The organism is Chloroflexota bacterium (genome assembly GCA_026713825.1).
Classification (GTDB): domain Bacteria; phylum Chloroflexota; class Dehalococcoidia; order Lucifugimonadales; family UBA1127; genus UBA1127.
On record JAPONS010000081.1, the window covers coordinates 57549 to 77733 of the forward strand.

Genomic DNA, 20185 nt, shown 5'->3' on the forward strand with positions numbered 1-20185 from the left:
GCGATCCGTTCGCCCTGAGCCTGTCGAAGGGCGTCGAGCACGGGGCGGGACCACCGCCCCCTACCGGAACGGGTTCACCGCCATTGCCGCGCCGACCACCAACCCCACGAGCGAGTAAAGCCCGATCACCAGCCCGTCGGCCACCAGAGAGAAGGTGATGATGCTGAGGCCGTAGCTGCACACCGCCAGCAGCTGCAGCGGCGTCGCCCGCTTGCGGTTGCTCGCCCGGCTGATCGACTCGCCGATGACGTAGCCCGCCCCCACATAGCCCAGCGCCACGAAGATCGCGCCGAAGAACCCGCCGGGGATGAGCTGCTCCAGCAACCCCAGGAAGACGCCCGACCCCACACCAACACCCAGCGCAACCGCGACGGACATCCCAAGCTGCGGCGCGGGGAGCGAGTAGGTGGGAAGCCGTTGCACCCGGGCGCATTCCGGACACCGGGCGCCGACGGGTGTGGTGATGGCGCACTTGCCACATATAGGCCGGTCACACTTGCTGCACTTCAGCAAGGTCTCCGTCTGTGGATGGAACGTGCACTCCATCGGAACCAACGTCCCCCCGGGCTGTTGTTGCATCTCTCTTACTCGTCCGGCCTGCGCGTTATCCACTCGTCCCGGTTTGCGATGTCCCGGTCGAAGAGCAGCCGGTAGCGCAGGACGCGCACCATCGGTTCGCCCTCCAGTGGCGATTGCCAGTTGGCGACCAGCCGTTTCAGCACCATCAGCGCCAGCACTGACCACAGCACCGTCATGTGCACGGTGTTGCGCTCGATGACGTCGAGCTCGTTCAGCATGAAGGCCAGCGGAAGGTTCAATGCCATCACGGCCAGCAAATAGATGGCGGACTGCTTGCGCAACAGCCCGCCCCAGACGCCGCCGACAATGACGCCAAAGAGGAGCTCCGGCCACATGCCAAAGCCGATCAGGATGCCCACCGTCGTCGCGATGCCCCGGCCGCCCGTGAATCGCAGGTACGGCGACCAGTTGTGCCCGACGACAGCGCCCAGCCCGGCCGTCGCCTGGACCCACTCGGAGTAGCCCAGGTAGTTCGCCACCACCACGGGCGCGGTGCCCTTCACGAAGCCGTCCACCAGCCCGAGGACCATGCCGCTGCGCCGACCCACGTGGGCGATGACGTTGGAGGCCCCCATGCTGCCGGAGCCGTACTGCCGGATGTCGATGCCGCCCCGGAAACGCGCCCAAAGGTAGGCAGTGGGGACTCCGCCCCACAGGTACCCGGCCAGGAAAGCGAGCGTTATCGGCAGCATGGAAAGTCCCAAGTCAGGGTGTCTAACCTCATTAAACATCAGGAGCGCGCCGACGGCAATCTCTCGGAGCCCCATCCACTATACTGTCGGTGCCCACCCTGCCAGCAGGAGGAGACATGCCCGAGGTAACCATTCGCGATGCCAATGCCGGTGATGTCGATGCGCTCCTGCGCCTCCTCCGCCAGCTCGACCCGCCCGATGAGGCGCCCGACGAACCCACCGCCCGCGCCGCCATCGACGCCGTCACCCGCCAGCCCGGCATGCGCCTCGTTGTCGCCGAGGTCGGGGGCGCGGTCGTCGGCGCACTGATGATGGCCATTCTCCCCAACCTCAGCCACCACGCGCAGCCCTGGTGCCAGATGGAAAACCTGGTCGTCGACGAGGCCCATCGTGGCCGGGGGATCGGCCGCGCCCTCATGGACTGGTGTGAGGAAGCGGCCCGAGAAGCCGGCTGTTACAAGCTCCAATTCCAGAGCCGCAACCACCGCCGAATCTCCCACCGCTTCTACCGCCGCATCGGCTACCAGGCCCTGACAGTAGGCTTCCGCCGCTACCTCACAGAGCAGCCTCCACCTCCGCCACCGTAACCCGCCGCCCCCACGTCTCCATACCGGCGGAGGCCGGTATCCAGGGGCGGGGTGCGGGGGGAGTCCCCAATTGAGGGTAAAACCGAATGAGGAGAGCCATGAAACTGAACGCCCTGACATGGAACACCGAGTGGGCCACCCCAACCTCACGGCGCACACCAGAGATCCTGCGCCGCATCGAGGAGCACGCCCCCGACATCGTCTGCCTGACCGAGGCGCACGAGGCCCTCCTCGCGACCACTGGCTACACAATCTCTGCCGGCGACGACTACGGTTACACACCCAAAGCCAGCCGCCGCAAAGTCCTCCTCTGGTCGAAGCAGCCCTGGGAGCAAGTCGATGACCTCGGCCTCGCCTCCCTACCGCCCGGCCGCTTCGTCTCCGGCGTCACCCAGACACCCCTCGGCGCGGTCACCGTCGTCGGCATCTGCATCCCATGGTGGGGCTGCCGCACGGAGTCCTACCGAGGAGCCAACCGCAAAGCGAGATGGCAAGACCACGAAGCCTACTTGGAAGGCCTGACCGCAATCCTCGCGCAACTGCCCGCAGAGCGCCTCATAGTGATGGGAGACTTCAACCAGATAATCGGCCCCGGAGCCCGAGCCCCCAGACCCCTCCAAACGAAGCTCACGGAAGCATTCCCACCCGGCATACCCATCGTCACCGCAGACCACGCCTTCCACGACCGCAAGACCATTGACCACATTGCCCTGGGCGAGGGCCTGGCAGCAGAGTCCCTGCACACCATCAGCAACGTCCAAGAAGAAGGGAAGCGGCTCTCAGACCACTTCGGCATAGCCGCCAGCGTGGTCAACAGCCGCACTTCGTAGGGGCGATTCGCGAATCGCCCGCCGCCAACAAGCGGCAACCCCGCCAACCACGAACCCCCGTCGCTGCACCAGCGCCCCCGCCTCCATACCGGCGAAAGCCGGTATCCAGGGGAGGGGCTGCCGCGCCCGCACCCCGCCCGCATCGCCGCCCACCACCGCGTCATTCCTGCCCCTCACTGTCATTCCCGCCCCCCAACACGTCGTTCCTGCGAAGGCAGGAACACCGACAAGCCCAGCCCTGTCGGCGGGAACGAGGGCAGAGAGGAGAGAGGCGGGGTAGGGTGGGCCACTCACCCTGAGCCCATTACCCCTCCCGCGTCGCCGCCTGGTGCACCAGCGCCCCAAACAAATTCTGGAACTGCCGAGGCACCTCCGTCGTCCGCTCCGGGTGGCACTGCACCGCCACCACGAACCGGTGCCGCGGGCTCTCCAACCCCTCCACCAGCGCGTCCTCCACCGAGTACGCCGTCGTCATCAGCGACGGCGCCCGACGCGCCTCCGTCAGCCCCTGGTGATGGACGCTGTTGACCCGCACCTGCCCGCCCGCGCCGACGATCGCCGCCAGCTTGCTCCCCGGCGTGATCCAGATGCGGTGCTGCACGGCCACGAACGGGCTGTCCCCCTCCGCCCGGTGCCCGGTCACGTGCTGCAGCAGCGAGCCCCCGCACGCCACGTTGAGCACCTGCAGCCCGCGGCAAATGCCCACCACCGGAAGGTCCCGTGACAGCGCCTCGTCCAGCAGCGGAAAGTCGACGGCGTCCCGCGCCTCGTTCAGCAGCAGCCCCGCGTTCGGGTCCGGCGGCTCCCCGTATCGGCTCGGGTGCACGTCCGCGCCGCCGCTCAGCAGCAGCCCGTCCATCCGTGCGATCGCGTCGCGCTCGGCCTCGACGTTGAGCGGCGTTACGACCACCGCCTCCGCGTCGAACGGCGCCAGCGCGTCGACGTACGCCTGCGCCGCGCCCACAGTCGACGCGGTCACGACGATGACCGGCCTGCGTTCCTCTGCCATGTGCGGAAAGCTCCTTTCGGCCTACGTGATCAGACGCCGCCGCATCAGCGCGGTGGCAACCAGCCCGAAGACGACGGCCATCGTCACCAGTGCGAGGAATGCGTACAGGTGGGTCATGTCCAGCGGCCCCAGCACCAGCCCGCGCATCAGGTGCGCCGCGGCCGTAAGCGGCAGCGCCCACACGATGGGCTCCATCCAGTCCGGCAGGCTCGACACGGGGAAGAAGATGCCGCTCACGAAGTACATGGGCACCGCCACCACCGTGAACACGTTGTTCAGCGAGTTGATGCTCGGCACCACGGCCGTCGCGCTGAGCGCCATCGGGAAGAAGACCAACCCCACCAGGAACGCGGCCGGCACGGCGAGCACCGCCAGCCACGACTCGATCAGCCCGAACCCCAGCGCCACCACCAGCACGGCGATGGCCGTCAGCACCGACCGGCTCGCCCCCCAGATCATCTCCCCCGCCACCAGGTCCTCCACCTGCATCGGCGTCGCCAGCATGCTATTGAACACCCGGTGCATGGAGAGCCGCAGGTACGCCCCGTACGCCCCCTCGAACAGTGCGTGGAACATGGCGTACCCGGCGATGAGCCCCGGCGTGATGTAGGCCGCGTACGAGACGTCGCCCTCGAACTCCCCCACGAACTGCCCCAGCCCGTACCCGAACGCCCCCAGCACGATGAGCGGCTCCAGGAAGACCCCGCCCGCCTCCGTCGTCCAGTTGCGCAGGAAGGCGTCCCGGTGCCTGCGCCACACGGCGACGGCGTAGAAGGCGTTGGGCGCTTCCACTAGTCGTCCTCCTCGATGCTGCGGCCCGTCAGCCGCAGGAAAACGTCCTCCAGGTTGGCCGTGCGGTACAGCACCTGCAGCCCCTCCGACGCCAGTTGCCGCTCCAGCTCGACGGCGTCTGAGCCGTACGCGAGCAGCGCCGTCCCCGCGCGCTCCACCTGCAGCCCCAGCTCCATCAGCCGCCCCCGTACAGCCGCAATCTCGCCCAGCGGCGGCCGCACCTCCACCACCTCGCGCCCGGCCGACTGCCGCACCAGTTCATTCGGCTGCCCCTCCGCGATGATTTCCCCGTGGTCGATGATGACCAGCCGCCGGCACAGCGCCGTGGCCTCCTCCATGTTGTGCGTCGAGAGCACCGTCGTGATCCCCTGCCGCCGAAGCTCCAGCAGCCGCTCCCACACCAGGTGCCGGCCCAGCGGGTCGAGCCCCGTCGTGGGCTCGTCCAGCACCAGCACCTTCGGGCGGTTAAGCATCGCCCGCGCAATGACCAGCCTGCGCTTCATGCCGCCGGACAGCGTGTCGACCTTCGTCTCTGCCCGGTCGCCCAGCTCGAAGAAGTTGAGGGCCTCTTTGGCGCTCTCCAGCGCCAGCTTCGGCGGCATCCGAAAATACCGGCTGTACACCAGCAGGTTCTGCAGCACCGGCAGGTCCGTGTCCAGGTCCTCCTCCTGCGGCACCACGCCCAGCCGCGCCTTCACCAGCCGCGGGTGCTGCGCCACGTCCAGCCCGTCGATGACGACCTGCCCGGATGAGGCCGGCGAGATTGCGGTCAGGATGCGGAGGGTGCTGCTCTTGCCCGCGCCGTTGGGCCCCAGAATGCCAAAGCACTCCCCCGGCTCGACGGCGAAGCTGATGCCCTTGACAGCGGTGAACTCTCCGTAGCGCTTGACGAGGTCCGTAACCTGAACGATGGGTTCCACTAACGCCTCCACACCTATAGTACACTACGTGCAGCCACCCACATCCGGAGCAGCCCACCGTTCGCCCTGAGCTTGTCGAAGGGCTTTCCACAAGTCCCTTCCCCCTCAGGGGGAAGGTTAGAGCCTGCCCCGGCGAAGGCCGGGGATGGGGAGTAGCCCACACCTAAGGAGGCAACCATGGCCGTGCACTTCGAGGACGACCGCGTCCGCATCCACAAGATCGTCGCCAGCCCCTTCGACAACAACGCCTACATCATCGTCTGCAAGGCGACCGGCAAGAGCCTCATCGTCGACACCCCCCGCGACGCCGACCTCGTCCTCGCTGAGGCCGCCGGCACCGACGTGACCGCCGTCGCCATCACCCACGGCCACCGCGACCACATCGAGGGCTACGACGCCTTTCGCGCCGGCCTCACCGCCCCTATCGGCCTTCACCGCGACGACACCCCCCGCCTCGCCCCAAACGCGCCCGAGTTCCACCTCGAGGACGGCGAGACCCTGCAAGTAGGCGAGCTTACCTTGGACTTGCTGCACACCCCCGGCCACACCCCCGGCGGCGTCTGCCTGCTGCTCGACAACCACCTCTTCTCCGGCGACACCCTCTTCCCCGGCGGCCCCGGCAAGACCCAGACCCCGGAGGCCCTCGCGCAGGTCATCGAGAGCATAACCACCCGCCTATTCACCCTCCCCGACGACACCGCCGTCTACCCCGGCCACGGCGCGGACACCACCATAGGCGACGCCAAGGAGGAGTACGCCGACTTCGCTGGCCGCCCCCACGCCCCGGACCTCTGCGGAGACGTCCTCTGGCGCGGCGACAAGTAACCCCCTGCAACTACCTTCCATGCGGCACTCGCTTCCGTAAGGGCGATTCGCGAATCGCCCGTTGGCCCTGCGCCTGTGGCAGGGAATGCCGAAAGGGCGTTGGCCCATTCGGCATTCCCGCTAACCCCAACAGTCATTCCTGCGCAGGCAGGAATCCAGAGGGGCGGCGGGGGGAGGGGCACGCCCGCCATCAACCCGTTCGCAATCCCAACCCATCCCAACGGAAGCCGGCATCCAGAGGTGGGGCGCCTCCACAACCAACCACCTCGGCCATCACCGCCCACCCCCACCGTCGTTCCTGCGCAGGCAGGAACCCCGACAACCGGCGCGTGCTTGACTTCCCTCCCCACCACCTCCCACCCATCCGGACGCCCTTCACCCCCCGTCCGGCAACCCGTTTGCCCCGGCAATCCCGGCGGCTGACACCGTCCCCTTGCGCCGCTCCCGTGAAACCCTCCACAATCGCCCCCAAGGGTGGCGTTTTCAATCTGTTTCAGATATAATGTATCAGGGTCATGGCGCCGGCCTCGCAGACCCGCCTCCAGATAGGCCGGCCGGCGCCCGCTGCGCAGTCGATTCCGGAGCGTGGCGTTAACCAAACGGTTCCGGTTCTTCCGGGCGCCCGGCCCGGCCGAATCGGCCCCGTCGAATACCGGGGACGATGGATCCCCGTAGCGGAGTAGATACGATGACGGAACTTCTTGAGGGAACTGTGGCCAAAGCCCAGTACAGCGCAGCCGATATCCAGGTACTAGAAGGCCTTGAGGCCGTGCGCCTCCGCCCCGGCATGTACATCGGTAGCACCGATGAGCGCGGTCTCCATCACCTCGTCTACGAGATCGTCGACAACGCCGTCGACGAGGCCATGGCCGGCTACTGCGACAAGGTCACCGTCACCATCCTCGCCGACGGCTCCATGAAGATCGAGGACAACGGCCGCGGCGTCCCCGTCGAAAAGCACGCCGTCACCGGCGTTTCGACGGTCGAGACGGTCTTCACCAAGCTGCACGCCGGCGGCAAGTTCGGCAGCGGCAGCTACCAGGTGTCCGGCGGACTCCACGGCGTCGGCGCCTCCGTCGTCAACTTCCTCAGCGAGTGGATGTGGGTCGAGGTCAAGCGCGACGGCGCCCGCTATCGCCAGGACTTCCAGCGCGGCAGGGGCGTCGAGGAGCTCAAGCAGGTCGGCAAGTCCACCTCCCGCGGCACCACCGTCGGCTTCATGCCCGACGACCAGATCTTCTCCACCTGCACCTTCGAGTTTGACACCCTCGCCCAGCGCTTCAAGGAGATGGCCTACCTCAACCCCGGCCTCGAGATCGACCTCAAGAGCGATCTCGACGGCAAGCGCGTCAAGTACCGCTTTGAGGGCGGCATCAAGGAGATGGTCGGCGAGCTCAATAACGGCCGTGAGACCCTCCACGATGTCATCAACATCACCAAGGCCTCCGGCACCACCCAGGTCGCCCTTGCCATGCAGTACACTACCAACGTGCGAGAGGAGGCCCCCGCCTTCGTCAACTGCATCGCCACCATAGAGGGCGGCACCCACGTCACCGGCTTCCGCGCCGCCCTCACCCGCGCCCTGAACGACTTCAGCCGCAAGCAGAAGCTCGTCAAGGACGACCAGAACAACTTCCAGGGAGAGGACGTCCGTGAGGGCCTCACCTCCGTCCTCTCCGTGAAGATGATCGACCCTCAGTTCGAGGGCCAGACCAAGGGCAAGCTCGGCAACGCCGAGATCAAGCCCGTCGTCGAGTCCATCGTCGCCGAGCAGCTCACCATCTACCTCGAAGACCACCCCGCCGACGCCAAGCGCATCGTCGAGCGCTGCTCCCTCGCCCAGAAGGCCCGCGAGGCCGCCCGCAAGGCCCGCGAGCTCGTCATCCGCAAGAACGCCCTCGACGGCACCGGCCTCCCAGGCAAGCTCGCCGACTGCTCCGAGCGCGACCCGGAGAAGTCCGAGATCTTCATCGTTGAGGGTGAGTCCGCGGGCGGCTCCGCCAAGATGGGCCGAGACCGCTCCTTCCAGGCCATCCTCCCCCTCAAGGGCAAGATCCTGAACGTGGAGAAGGTCCTCTACCCCCAGGGCCGCCAGAAGGTCGAGATGAACGGCGGCAACGGCGACGCCAACGGCGATGGCTCCAGGATGGCCTACCAGGCGGAAAAGACCCGCCTTGAGAAGCTCCTCTCCCACGAGGAAATACGCATCCTCATCACCGCTATCGGCGCCGGCTTCGGCGAGGACTTCGACGAGAAGAAGCTCCGCTACCACCGCGTCATCATCATGACCGACGCCGACGTGGACGGCTCCCACATCCGCACGCTGCTGCTCAACTTCTTCTTCCACAACATGCCGCAGCTCATCCGCAGGGGCTACCTCTACATCGCGCAGCCGCCCCTCTTCCGCATCGGCCAGGGCCGCAAGGTGGACTACGTCTACAACGAGGCCCAGTTGGAAGCCGCGATGAAGAAGCTCGAGGGCAAGCGCGGCGTGAGCCTCCAGCGCTACAAGGGTCTCGGTGAGATGAACCCGGACCAGCTCTGGGAGACCACCCTGGACCCCGCCACCCGCACGCTGCTGCAGGTCAACATGACCGACGTCGCCTCCCTCCTCGACCACGACGACCGCGAGGATCGTGACAGCGACGAGGACTGGGACGACGCCGTCCAGCTCGTAGCCGCGGAGTTCGACCGCCTCATGGGCGCGGAAGTCGCCCCGCGCAAGTCCTTCATCATGGAATACGCCAAGACCGTTCGGAACCTGGACGTCTAGCGGGCTTGCGCCATCGGTTTGCCAGCGGCTTGTCAAAGTGCAAGCTTTCGGGAGTACCTTCACCGTGAACCAGGAAAAAATAGGGCGCATTGATGAACAGTGGCGCTCCGCTCAGCCGGCCCAATGGGGCAAGGGCAAGCACGTCGCCGAGCGAAAGCTTCTCCAGCACACCCTCCGGACGGACGAGGGCATACTCGCGATGTCGGACTGCACCTTCTTTGAGCCCGCCGTCCCCTTCAAGCGTGGACTCCAGGTATGGGGCCGCTACAGCGACCGTGGCGTTGCTCTCGCCACTGACCAGAGAGTCCTCTTTCTCAAGCACAAGGTCGTCGGTGGGGACATCGCGGTTGAATTGCCCTACAAGTCCTTGTCCGGCGTAGCCGCGACTGGCGGCGGTGATTTGGCAGAGGGTGTCCACATTGTTCGCGAGAAGGACGAGACCTGGCGCATAGCACAGGTAAGCCCTGAGTCATCTCAGGAAACCTTCGCCAGGACGGTTACGGAACACGCAAATCTCGCAGAACCCAAGGGGAAGAAGAAGTTCCCGCTTTAGTAGGTTCGCCCGCACCACGGGCGCTAGATACATCTCCGGAGGTAACCAGCAATGACCACCAACGCAGGCAACATCGGCAACGTTGAACCCCGGCGCATTGACGAGGAGCTCCGCGCTTCGTATCTCGATTACGCCATGAGCGTCATCGTCGCTCGCGCCCTGCCGGACGTGCGCGACGGCCTCAAGCCCGTCCAGCGCCGCATCCTCTACGCCATGGACGAGCTCGCCATGCGCCCCGGCACCGGCTACAAGAAGAGCGCCCGCCTCGTCGGTGAGGTGCTCGGGAAGTACCACCCCCACGGCGACGCCTCCGTCTACGACGCCCAGGTCCGCATGGCCCAGGCGTTCACCATGCGTTACCCCATGGTCGACGGCCAGGGCAACTTCGGCTCCATCGACAACGACCCGCCCGCCGCCATGCGGTACACCGAGGCCCGCCTCGCCGCCATCGCGACCGAGATGCTCCAGGACATGGACAAGAACACCGTCAACTTCTCCCCCAACTTCGACGACTCCCTGAACGAGCCCAGCGTCCTGCCCGCCCGCCTGCCCTTCTTGCTCGCCAACGGCGCGTCAGGCATCGCAGTCGGCATGGCCACCAACATCCCGCCCCACAACCTGCGCGAGCTCTGTGACGCCGTCTCCCACATGATCGACCACCCCGACGCGACCGTGAACGACCTCGTACCGAAGTTCATCAAGGGCCCGGACTTCCCCACCCGTGGCATCATCATGGCCGGCCAAGACTGCGCCAACCTCCACGCCGCCTACCAGACCGGCAACGGTCGCATCCTCATGCGCGGCAAGGCCGACATCGAGCCCCTGGGACGCAACTCAGACCGCAACCAGATCGTCATCACGGAGATCCCCTACCAGCTCAACAAGGCCAGCATGGTCGAGAAGATCGCCCAGCTCGCCCGCGACCGGAAGATCGAGGGCATCAGCGACGTCCGCGACGAGTCCGACCGCCAGGGCCTCCGCGTCGTCGTCGAGCTCCGCGCTGGAGCTGACCCGTACTACGTCCGTAGCAACCTCTACGAGCAGACCCCCCTCCAGATGGCCTACAACATGAACATGCTCGCCCTCGTCGACGGCCAGCCCCAGGTGCTGACCATCCGCGACATCCTCCACCACTACATCGAGTTCCGCGTCGAGGTCATCACCCGCCGCGCCCAGTTCGACCTCGACAAGGCCCGCGACCGCGACCACATCCTCGAAGGCCTCCTCAGGGCCATCGACAACCTCGACGAGGTCATCGCCATCATCCGCGGGTCCGACGACGCCGAGGCTGCCCGCAACAACCTCATCTCCCGCTTTGACCTGACGCAAATTCAGTCGCAGGCCATCCTCGACATGCAGCTCCGCCGCCTGACCGCCCTCGACCACCTCCGCCTCGAGGAGGAGCACACCGAGCTCACCAGGCAGATCGCCGAGCTCGAGGCGCTCCTCAACGACCCGGCCCTCGTCCGCGCCGCCGTCAAACAGGAGAATCAGGACCTCCGCAAGAAGTTCGGCGACGGGCGCCGTACAGAGGTCCGCCCGGAGGAGGCCCGCCGCCTTACCCGCGACGAGCTCATCGCCCACGCCCGCATGGTCGTGACCCTCAGCAACAACGGCTACGCCAAGCGCACCAGCCTCAGCACCTACAAGCTGCAGCACCGCGGCGGCAAGGGTGTCGTCGGCATGCGCAAGACCACAGAGGACGACGTCATCCGCCACACCCTGGAAACCGACACCAAGGACACCATCCTCTTCTTCACGGACGGCGGCCGCGTCTACTCCTTCAAGTGCTACATGATCCCGGAGAACACTTCCCGCGTGACCCGCGGCACGCCCCTCAAGGTCCTCATCCCCGCGCTGCCGGAAAACGACCGCGTCACCTCCATCGTCGCCTTCACGGACCTCCGCCAGGGCGGCTACCTCGTCATGGCGACCCAGAAGGGCGAGATCAAGCGCGTCCCGCTCGAGCGCTTTGCCAACATCCGCAGCAGCGGCATCATCGCCATGGACCTGGAGGAGGGCGACCACCTCATCTCCGCCCGCTGGGCCGCCAGCGACGAGGACGAGATCATGGTCGTCACCCGCAACGGCATGTCCGTCTGCTTCCCCGTCGACCAGCTCCGCGTCCGCTCCCGCACCGCCGGCGGCGTCCGCGCCATCCGCCTGCGCGACGACGACTACGTCATCTCCATGGACGTCGTCGACCAGCAGGGCAACCTCCTCGCCGTCAGCGAAAACGGCTTCGGCAAGCTGACGCGCATGGACCGCTTCCGCCGGCAGGGCCGCGGCGGCTCCGGCGTCATCGCCTTCAAGGTGAACGAGAAGACCGGCCCGCTGGCCGCCACCCTCGTGGTCAAGGGCACAGAGGAGCTCGTCATCGCCACCGCCAAGGCCCAGGTCCAGCGCATCCCCCTCAGCGAGGTCGGCATGCAGGGCCGCATCGCCCGCGGCGTCACCGTCATGCGCGTCGACGACGACGACCACGTCACCTCCATGGCCATCCTCACGCCGCCGGACGCGCCGGAGGAAAAGGGCGTCACCCCGCGCGTCGCCCGCCGCTCGGCAGCCGCCGACGCCGAGGCCAAGCCCACCACCAGGCGCCCGCGCCCGCCGCACGGCCAGGCAGCCTCGGACATAGAGGACGCAGCCGCCGGCGCCGAGCAACTCGGCATGCCCCTCGAAGACCTCGGCCTCGATGAAGAGGACGAGGACGCCCCGGAAGAGGACATCGTCGATGAACTGGAAGCCACCGGCATCGACGACGCGGAAGAAGACGAGGAAGAGCCCGAAGAGGACTAACCTCGCCCCAACCAAGTCCAAAAGGAAGAGCGGCGCTCCACCGGGGCGTCGCTCTTTCCATTTCTGTCCCTTCCCTCCAACCTCCATACCGGCGAAAGCCGGTATCCAGGGGCGAGGCCGTCTGCCGCGTACTCACTCACTCATCCCCCCACCGCTACCGTCATTCCCGCTCCCCCCCTATCACGTCATTCCTGCGAAGCATGCCCCGTACCCCGATACGGGGGCAGGAATCCAGAGGGGCGGAGGGGCGGCGGCGCACCCCACAACCGACTACTACCGTCATTCCCACCCAACCCCCACCACCATACCGGCGAATGCCGGTATCCAGAGGAGCCGGGCTGCGCCCCGCCCCCCTTTTGCCCCGCGCCCCTCACCCTGCTACCCTACCCCCATGACCACCAACGGCAGCCACAAGATCAAGGCCGTCTTCTTCGACCTCTACAACACCCTCGCCCGCTTCTGGCCCCCACGAGAGCAGGTGCAGGCGCAGGCCTGCGCCGACTTCGGCTACACCGTCACCCCCGCCGGCATCGCCCGCGGCTACCTCCGCGCCGACGCCTTCATGTCGGCGGAGAACGCCCGCAGCCAGGTCCAGCGCCGCTCCCCCGCCGACCAGCTCGCCTTCTTCACCGAGTACGAGCGCCTCATCCTGGAGGGCGCCGGGTTTGACGTGCCCCCCTCCGTGGCAGGCCAAATCTGGCAGCGCGTACGACAGATCCCCTACGGCATGGCCCTCTTCGACGACGTCGCCGACACCCTCCAGCGCCTCCGCGCCGCCGGGTACGTCGTCGGCGTCATCACCAACTTGGACTCCACAGGCGACAAGGTCTCGCGCGACATGGGCCTTGGCGCGCTCGCCGACTTCGTCGTCACCTCCGGCGAGGTCGGCCAGGGCAAGCCCCACGCCCCCATCTACCTCACCGCCCTCGCCCGCGCCAACGCCAACCCCTCCGAAGCCATCATGGTCGGCGACTCCGTAACCGGCGACGTCGAGGGCGCCATGGCCGTAGGCATCACCCCCATCTACATCAACCGCTACCCCAACACCCCCCCGGAAACCCCGCCCCCAGAGGGCGTGCCGATGGTGCACGACCTCGCAGGGGTGGAGGAGTTGCTGCGGAGAAACGCACGTGAGCTATAGGAGGTGTAATTTTGTACGTTCAGGACCACACTGAGGGCTGGCGATTCCTGGAATCCCTCGTTGAACTCGGCTTCGTGCACTGGGAACAAGGACAGCAAACACCACGGTGCGGAGTAGCGATTACCGACCCCTCAATCTTGAGGTCTGTGGAGGACCATTTTTTCGTTTCAGAAGAGGCAATAGCATTGTATTATCCGTTCGATTCCTTCGATTTGTTCGCCATCGGCACCATGAGTGGCTTAACTCACGTAATCAATTTCCGCGCCGTCACCTACCAACACCCAAACTTGCACTTCATCAGCGCCCGGGTTTCAGGTTTCCTAGATGTGGACCGGTTACAAGCAGCAGCATATGCCAGGTATGCTCTTCGGCAATTCCGGAATAAGCTTATGCCCCTGCCAGATTGGTTTGTTGAGTCGGAACGACAGGCATATGAGAGTAGCCCCAAATGCTTCATCGCCAGAGAAGAAGCCCGAATCTTCCGGCGTATGTTTCTGGAAGTTTTGTCGGGCCTCGACCGTGAAAGTGAGATGAGAGTCAGTTTCAGAGGGAATGTGCTTATAGTCGACCTTGGGCATGACTACTTTGATGCGCGGGCTTGGGGTGACGCTTGGCCCGACACCTATCGAGTTATGGTTTCCCCGGAAACGAAGTTGCCTGCCCGTTTCATGTCCTCGTGGGTCGATGTCACCCTATTCGATGGCCAAGTGTTTATTGGCGGGCTCTCGTTAGGGCCGTGCGAAGCGATCACCCAGGATTCTGGCTAGGCAATTCGATCTTGCCTGAATTTTGGCCAGCAGGAGGCACCCCATCCCTGCCACCCGCACTGCGGGCAAGCTACCCCGCGCCGTCCTCGCACACCACCGCGTGAGAGCCGTCGACGTTGGTGTGCACAGCGTAGACCGCGCCCTCGTAGGAAAAGAGGAGCCGGTAGCCGAGGGTCACTACCTGCGCGTAGGCAAACCCCTCTTGCGGACATCCCAGGCTCGCGTCAGACCATTGCTCCGCCTTCGCGCTGCCCGGCGAAAACGCCGTCCCCGCCGCCCCCACCGATTCCGCCAGCACCGCCAGGGCCGCAGCCGCAACCGGCTCCGGCGCCCCGGAGCTCACCTCCGTCTCAGGCGCCACAAAGGGGGTGTCTGCCTGCGGCCCCTCCGTGTCCTCGCACACCACCGCGTGAGAGCCGTCGACGTTGGTGTGCACGGCGTAGACCGCGCCCTCGTAGGAAAAGAGGAGCCGGTAGCCAAGGGTCACTACCTGCGCGTAGCCAAACCCCTCCTGCGGACATCCCAGGCTCGCGTCAGACCACTGCTCCGGCGTCGCGCTGTCCAGCGAAACCCCCGTCTCCGCCGCCCCCACCGATTCCGCCAGCACCGCCAGGGCCGCGGCCGCAACCGGCTCCGGCGCACCCGCGTCCCCCTCCACATCCGGCGTCGCGGAGGGAGCGGCCGCCTCCGGCACACGGGCCGGCGCAGTGGCGTCCGGCGTGGCGGAGACAGCAGCCTCCTCCGGGTCCGCAGCCTCGTCTCCACAGGCCGCCAGGAGCACCAGCGCCGCCGCAAGCGTCAGCGCAACTCGCACCATCCGCTACGCCGCCGGAACCTGCATCCGACTGTACACCCGCCGCGCGTTCCCCTCGAAGATCGCGTGCCGGTCCTCGTCGCTCAACCACTCGATCCGGTCGATGTACTGCTTCGTGTCGTTCAGCGCCCGCCCCGTCGCCGGGTCCTTCACCGACCCGTTCGCCGGCTTGTCCGTCCCGAAGATGCACCGGTCCACGCCCACCACCTTGATTAGCAGCTCCATCGCCTCCCCGTCGTACAGGACCGTGTCGTAGTACAGCCGCCGCATCGACTCGTCGAAACTCTCCCAGTTCGCCTCCGGCTCCCGCACCTGCGAGTTCATCCGGAACGCCCGCCCCCGGCCCGCCTGGAACGGGATGTACCCGCCCCCGTGGCCGATGATGATCTTCAGATTGGGGAAATCCCGGAACACCTGCGGCGACCGGATCAGCGCCCACGCCGCCACCGCCTCCTCCTCCACGAAGTACCCTAGCTCCGGCTCCCGCGAGAACCGGAACGGCCCCCCGTGCACCAGCGCCGGCACGTCCAGCTCCACCATCTTCTCGTACAGCGGGTACCAGTACTCGTCCCCCATGTGCGGCGTCTCCAGCGACCCCTCGCCCGGGTCCGGGTTGATCTTCAGCCCCACCATCCCCAGCTCCGTCACGCACCGCTCCAGCTCCTCGATGCAGAACGAGATCGGCTGCCCCGCCGCCTGCGGGATCGCGCACGTCCCCACAAACCGCTCCGGGTGCAGCTTCACGCACCGCGCGATCATGTCGTTCACCCCCTGCGTGATCCGCAGCACCACCCCCTCCCGCCGGTCCCCCGTCGGCACCGCCCATGGCCGCGGCGACACGATCTGCACGTCCGTCCCCACCTCCGACACCTCTGCGATGTGCGGGATCAAGCTCTCCTCGATACGCTCGTCCGAGATCTCCGGCGCCGACGGCCGAGGCAGCGCCCCGGACCCGCTCGATAGCGACCGGAAGTAGTTGTAGTACTCGACGGGGCCGGTGATATGCGCGTGGGCGTCAATGTTCATGGGTGTCCCTCCGTGGTGTGTGGGTGCAGTGTACTACAGCGGTTGCCAACGCGGACCCGTTCGTCCTGACTGCGTCCTCACCCTTGACCAAGGAGCCATGAGATGCCTCGCCACAGTCCTGACCCAGCAGGATTTCAGGCCGAAGAACCACACCCCAGCGCCAGACACGTCACGGCTGCCTGGTTAATCTCCCAGTCCAATCTCCGGTCCAGGCACGGGCTGTCCCCGTCCGACGTTGTCGTACTTCAATTCATAGATTAGCCCCACGGCGGTTTCGGGGATCTCCAACTGCCGCAACAGCCGGGGCAGCCCGGCGACGGTCCCCTCGAAGTCCAGGGTCACCACGTGGATGATCAGCCTCCACCGGGCGCCGTCCGAGAAACCATCGTTCTCCTCAATATAGCCGGCGAGGTCCGGGGCGTCCGCCAACGGGAACACGTACTTCCGGTCCTTGTTGCGCCCCTCCAAGGTGTTGAAGCCCAGTTCAACATCCGTAATGCCCAGGGTGTTGCCGGAACTGTTGGCGAAGCGGTCAAGCACCAGCGACCAGCGCCACAGCTCCTCAAAGTCGTGGGGAACGGCGACCACTACCAAGTTAGTCTCAGTAAAGTCTTGCGGTTGGGCACGCAGCAGCGCCGCCTTTGCCGCCGCGATCTTCGTCTCCTCTTCTCCAACACTCGCCTTCACATAGTAATACACCTTTTCGTCCGATGTGCGGAAGTTTATGTTTGCCACCCGCAGGCTAGGGTAGGTATCCCACATCGAACAAGCGTTGTTGATGCGTGAGTCGTCCTTGACCAGCGAGTCACAGTTCCCGGCGAGGGTTGGGAAGGTGGTCCTATCGACTCCGGAGATGTCAAAGTCGCCCTCTGTTCCCGTCGACCCGCCGGCCCCTTCATCCGCCTCGGGCCAGAACTCCCGGAACGCCCGCCACCCCGGGGAGGAGCGCCGCGCCTCGGCGCCCCCGGGAAACAGCTTAATGGTCTGATACACCGACGATTTCGGCAAAATGAATCCTGGTATGTCTAATTGTTCGGCGCTCAACTCCCCGCTGCCGCACAGGAGGGACTCCAGCACGCAGTCATGCTCCCCCGTCCTGCGGGCAACCTCCTGGGACTTGCCCAGCATCTTCTGCAACGCCGCGTCGTCCAGGCGCTCGCTCTGGGTCAGGTAGATGTACAGCGCATTCCCCGCCCGATAGACCGCGTCCACCTCAATGACCCCGGTCTTGTGGGCCCACTCGAAGACCTCGCAGTGGATCGCGTCCCCAGCCAATGCCCCGCCGAAGCAGTCGTCCGAGGTGCTTTGCGCCCCATTGAGGAAGAACGCCAGCGCCAGCGCCCCGGCTATCAGCAGCGCGAACCCAGCCCACACTGCGCGCTGTACACCAACCTGTTTCAAGAGAACATCACCAATTCAAGCCCGCCTTCTTACGATGGAACGCTTGCAATCCACGGCGGGTTCCCTCAGCACGAACGGGCGGTGCGAGATCCCGCAGGGCTACGGGGCTAAACGGCCACCCTACCGCACCCGCCCCCCGCCGCCCCGCACCTCGATGGGCAGCTCCACGCCGATGCCCCGCTCCCTCGCCTTCCGCAGCACCACGCCCGCAGCCGCCGTGTCCTCCATCGCCACGCCCAGCCCGTTGAACAGCGTGATCGCCTCCGGGCCGGGCCGCATTCCCGCCAGCCCCAGCGCCAGGTGCTTCATCTCCACCGCCTGCGCCCACTGGAACGTGCCCCGGTCCTCCGCCAGCATCAGCTCGCCGCACTCCACCTTCGCCTGCGCCACGCTCTCCACGACGACCACGTCGCACCGCCCGACCGTGTGCTCGTCGATCTCCCGCCGCCCCGGCGTCGTCGCCCCGATCGCGTTGATGTGCGCCCCCGGCGACAGCCACTCCGCCGCGAACACCGGCTCCCGCGACCCCGTCGCCGTCACGATGACGTCCGACCCGCTGATGCACGCCTCCCCCGTCTCGACGGCCACGGCGTCCAGCCCCAGGTCGTCCCGCAGCTCCGCCGCAAAACCCTCACGGTTGGGCGCCGTCCTCGTGTACACCTTCACCTTCGTGATGGGCCGCACCAGGCAGATCGCCTCCACCTGCGCCTTCGCCTGCAGCCCGCTCCCGACGATGCCGATGACGCTCGCGTCCTCGTTCGCCATGTGCTTCGTCGCGAGCCCCGCCACCGCCCCCGTCCGAATCTCGCTCAGCACCCGGCTCTCGACGATGGCCTCCAGCCTGTTCTCGCTCGTGGAGAACGCGAGCACCAGGTTCACGCCGCCGCCGTACGTCTTGAACCCGTACGTGTCGAAGCCCGGCGAGCTCCCGATCATCAACCGCTGCCGCCCGCCCGGATAGAACAGCGTCTGCCGCACCAAACTCCCCCCAAGCCCCTCCCCCTCGTGCCGAAACGCGTCCTCCATCGCCTGGATGCACTCACCCATAGGCAGCAGCTCCCGCACCTGCTCGTTATCGATGTGTACCGCCATGCCAAGCCTCCTACTAACCCACCCGTCGTTCCTGCGAAGCATGCCCCGTACCCCGATACGGGGGCAGGAACCTCACCCTACGAGCACACTCGTCTCCGCCAGCCCAAACCACATCGTAGGGGCGCTTCGCGAAGCGCCCGTCCCGCCGCAGCGGGACCCTCACCCTACAAGCACATCCATCTTGGCCAGCCCAAACCACATCGTAGGGGCGCTTCGCGAAGCGCCCGTCCCGCCGCAGCGGGAACCTGACCTCGACACCAGAAACATTCGTCGCAACAGCCAGCCCACTCCCCACTACAGATACCCATGCTCCCGGTACCACCGCTCCGCCCCCGGGTGCAGCGGCACGTCCAGCGGCGTCGCCTCCGTCTCCTGCCCCAGCTGCCCGACGCCCGTGTAGCTCTCCTCCCACCGGATGAACTCCGCCCGCTGCGCGATGGCCGCGCACACCTTGTACGCCGTCTCCTCCGGCAGCGACTCCCGCGTGTACAGCGGCCACCCGCTGTAGTCGATGGTCACGATGTCCCGCGCCAGCAGCGGGAACCGCTCCTTGGGCAGCGCCACCCGCCGCCAGCCGATCGCCTCCATGCCCGCCATCACGTCCTCTTCCAGCTCCAGCGGCAGCAGCCCGTTCTCCAGCCCCACGTTCAGCCACGTCGGTATCCCCTCGTCGAACACCATGTCGATGCTCCCGTCGCGGATCCCTGCCAGCCGTCGAGCGTCCCCCGGCGGCCCGTTGAGCTGCAGGCTCCCGCCCCACGACACGAAGTCGTCCAGCGTGAAGCCGTACATCGGCAGCAGTTGGTCCAGCAGCGCCCGCGTCGAGTGCGTCGCGTCCTCCCGCACCGACACCCGCAGCGCCGGCTTCCCGCCCGCGGCCCGGCCTCCCGCCCCGCGATCCCCGCCAGCGACGTCCCCCCCAGCCGGGGCTGCACCGCCGCCACAAACCGGTCGTACGACGGGTACGACGCGATAACGCGCACGGGCAGCGGCTCGCTGTACAGCCCCGTCCCCCGGTACGCCTGCGTCAGCATCGCCGAGGGGTTCACGAAGGCGAGGTCCAGGTCGCCCCGCGCCACCGCGTGCGCCAGCGCCGGCGACCCCGGCGCCATCCGTAGCGCCGGCGTGAACGCCTCGCCGCTCCCGTTCCCGATGACGATCGACACATCCCGGTCCTCGTAGTACCGGATGTTCGGGTCCCCCGCAATCCCCAGCGCAATCTCCCACAGCATCTTGCTCCGCTGAAACTGCGCCCCCCGCGGAAGCTGCTCCATCCACTGCCTCCTTGTCCCCTAACCCAACCACCATCCCGGCGAAGGCATGCTCCGTACCCCGATACGGGGCCGGGATCCAGGGGTGGCGGGGCCGTCCTCACCGGCCGTTCTCGCCCCAACCGTCGTTCCTGCGCAGGCAGGAACCCCGGCAAACAGGCCCCGCTCGGATTCGTAGGGGCGGTTCGCGAACCGCCCGTCCCGCCAGCAGGCGGGAACCCCGCGGTCCACCCGCACCAAGTCTCTCGGAGTCCCCGCCCTGCGCCCCCTACTCGTCATTCCCCCGCCCCCCTACCCGTCACTCCTGCGCAGGC

Annotated in this window: 19 protein-coding genes; 8 read left to right on the forward strand and 11 right to left on the reverse strand. The window is 66.7% G+C overall.

Annotated elements, in window-relative coordinates:
- Positions 1-60 precede the first annotated feature (60 nt).
- Entirely contained in the window at positions 61-423 is a 363-nt protein-coding gene (locus tag OXC99_10730; protein ID MCY4625457.1) for a hypothetical protein, read from the reverse strand.
- Positions 424-584: 161 nt separating this feature from the next.
- Positions 585-1346 (reverse strand): glycerol-3-phosphate acyltransferase, encoded by a 762-nt coding sequence (locus OXC99_10735; protein MCY4625458.1) that lies wholly within the window; start codon positions 1344-1346, stop codon positions 585-587.
- A gap of 41 nt (positions 1347-1387) precedes the next feature.
- On the opposite strand from OXC99_10735, the gene OXC99_10740 reads away from it, so the two are divergent.
- Together OXC99_10740 and OXC99_10745 are read left to right on the forward strand one after the other, a co-directional pair.
- Positions 1388-1858 (forward strand): GNAT family N-acetyltransferase, encoded by a 471-nt coding sequence (locus OXC99_10740; GenBank protein ID MCY4625459.1) that lies wholly within the window; start codon positions 1388-1390, stop codon positions 1856-1858.
- A 98-nt stretch (positions 1859-1956) separates the two neighbouring features.
- Positions 1957-2688 carry an endonuclease/exonuclease/phosphatase family protein gene (locus OXC99_10745; GenBank protein MCY4625460.1) on the forward strand — a complete coding sequence of 244 codons (732 nt, stop codon included), beginning with the start codon at positions 1957-1959 and terminating at the stop codon, positions 2686-2688.
- A 304-nt stretch (positions 2689-2992) separates the two neighbouring features.
- On the opposite strand, the gene OXC99_10750 is transcribed toward OXC99_10745, so the two are convergent.
- Genes OXC99_10750 through OXC99_10760 form a run of 3 tightly spaced genes read right to left on the reverse strand, consistent with a single transcriptional unit; the run spans position 2993 to position 5409 of the window.
- On the reverse strand, positions 2993-3697 hold the full coding sequence (locus OXC99_10750; GenBank protein ID MCY4625461.1) for a gamma-glutamyl-gamma-aminobutyrate hydrolase family protein: 705 nt from the start codon (positions 3695-3697) through the stop codon (positions 2993-2995).
- A 21-nt stretch (positions 3698-3718) separates the two neighbouring features.
- Positions 3719-4489, reverse strand: a complete 771-nt coding sequence (locus OXC99_10755) for an ABC transporter permease (protein MCY4625462.1) — start codon at positions 4487-4489, stop codon at positions 3719-3721.
- The gene (locus OXC99_10760) at positions 4489-5409 is read right to left on the reverse strand and encodes an ABC transporter ATP-binding protein (GenBank protein MCY4625463.1); all 921 of its coding nucleotides are present in this window, start codon (positions 5407-5409) and stop codon (positions 4489-4491) included. The genes OXC99_10755 and OXC99_10760 overlap by 1 nt, the downstream gene beginning before the upstream one ends.
- 177 nt (positions 5410-5586) lie before the next feature.
- On the opposite strand from OXC99_10760, the gene OXC99_10765 reads away from it, so the two are divergent.
- The 6 genes from OXC99_10765 (at position 5587) to OXC99_10790 (ending at position 14267) form a co-directional block, all read left to right on the forward strand.
- Positions 5587-6234: an MBL fold metallo-hydrolase gene (locus tag OXC99_10765; GenBank protein ID MCY4625464.1), complete on the forward strand. Its 648-nt coding sequence runs from the start codon at positions 5587-5589 to the stop codon at positions 6232-6234.
- A 688-nt stretch (positions 6235-6922) separates the two neighbouring features.
- Positions 6923-9007 carry a DNA topoisomerase subunit B gene (locus tag OXC99_10770; protein MCY4625465.1) on the forward strand — a complete coding sequence of 695 codons (2085 nt, stop codon included), beginning with the start codon at positions 6923-6925 and terminating at the stop codon, positions 9005-9007.
- A gap of 64 nt (positions 9008-9071) precedes the next feature.
- Entirely contained in the window at positions 9072-9560 is a 489-nt protein-coding gene (locus OXC99_10775) for a PH domain-containing protein (GenBank protein ID MCY4625466.1), read from the forward strand.
- A gap of 51 nt (positions 9561-9611) precedes the next feature.
- A complete protein-coding gene (gyrA, locus tag OXC99_10780; GenBank protein ID MCY4625467.1) occupies positions 9612-12359 on the forward strand; it encodes a DNA gyrase subunit A in 2748 nt (915 codons plus the stop codon).
- Positions 12360-12750: 391 nt separating this feature from the next.
- Positions 12751-13500: an HAD family hydrolase gene (locus tag OXC99_10785; protein ID MCY4625468.1), complete on the forward strand. Its 750-nt coding sequence runs from the start codon at positions 12751-12753 to the stop codon at positions 13498-13500.
- 11 nt (positions 13501-13511) lie between these two features.
- Positions 13512-14267 (forward strand): hypothetical protein, encoded by a 756-nt coding sequence (locus OXC99_10790; protein ID MCY4625469.1) that lies wholly within the window; start codon positions 13512-13514, stop codon positions 14265-14267.
- A 70-nt stretch (positions 14268-14337) separates the two neighbouring features.
- Here OXC99_10790 and OXC99_10795 read toward each other — a convergent pair whose 3' ends face one another.
- The 6 genes from OXC99_10795 to OXC99_10820 all read right to left on the reverse strand — a co-directional run bounded on the left by OXC99_10795 (position 14338) and on the right by OXC99_10820 (position 19874).
- Entirely contained in the window at positions 14338-15084 is a 747-nt protein-coding gene (locus OXC99_10795; protein ID MCY4625470.1) for a hypothetical protein, read from the reverse strand.
- A 3-nt stretch (positions 15085-15087) separates the two neighbouring features.
- Positions 15088-16107 carry an amidohydrolase family protein gene (locus OXC99_10800; protein MCY4625471.1) on the reverse strand — a complete coding sequence of 340 codons (1020 nt, stop codon included), beginning with the start codon at positions 16105-16107 and terminating at the stop codon, positions 15088-15090.
- 183 nt (positions 16108-16290) lie between these two features.
- Complete coding sequence (locus tag OXC99_10805; GenBank protein ID MCY4625472.1) at positions 16291-17508, reverse strand: hypothetical protein; 1218 nt, start codon at positions 17506-17508, stop codon at positions 16291-16293.
- A gap of 120 nt (positions 17509-17628) precedes the next feature.
- Positions 17629-18600: an ornithine cyclodeaminase family protein gene (locus OXC99_10810; GenBank protein MCY4625473.1), complete on the reverse strand. Its 972-nt coding sequence runs from the start codon at positions 18598-18600 to the stop codon at positions 17629-17631.
- A gap of 294 nt (positions 18601-18894) precedes the next feature.
- Positions 18895-19281, reverse strand: coding sequence for a hypothetical protein (locus OXC99_10815; GenBank protein ID MCY4625474.1), 387 nt, complete (start codon positions 19279-19281; stop codon positions 18895-18897).
- Positions 19248-19874: a hypothetical protein gene (locus OXC99_10820; protein MCY4625475.1), complete on the reverse strand. Its 627-nt coding sequence runs from the start codon at positions 19872-19874 to the stop codon at positions 19248-19250. Before OXC99_10820 ends, OXC99_10815 begins: the two co-directional genes overlap by 34 nt.
- Between the last annotated feature and the right edge of the window lie 311 nt (positions 19875-20185).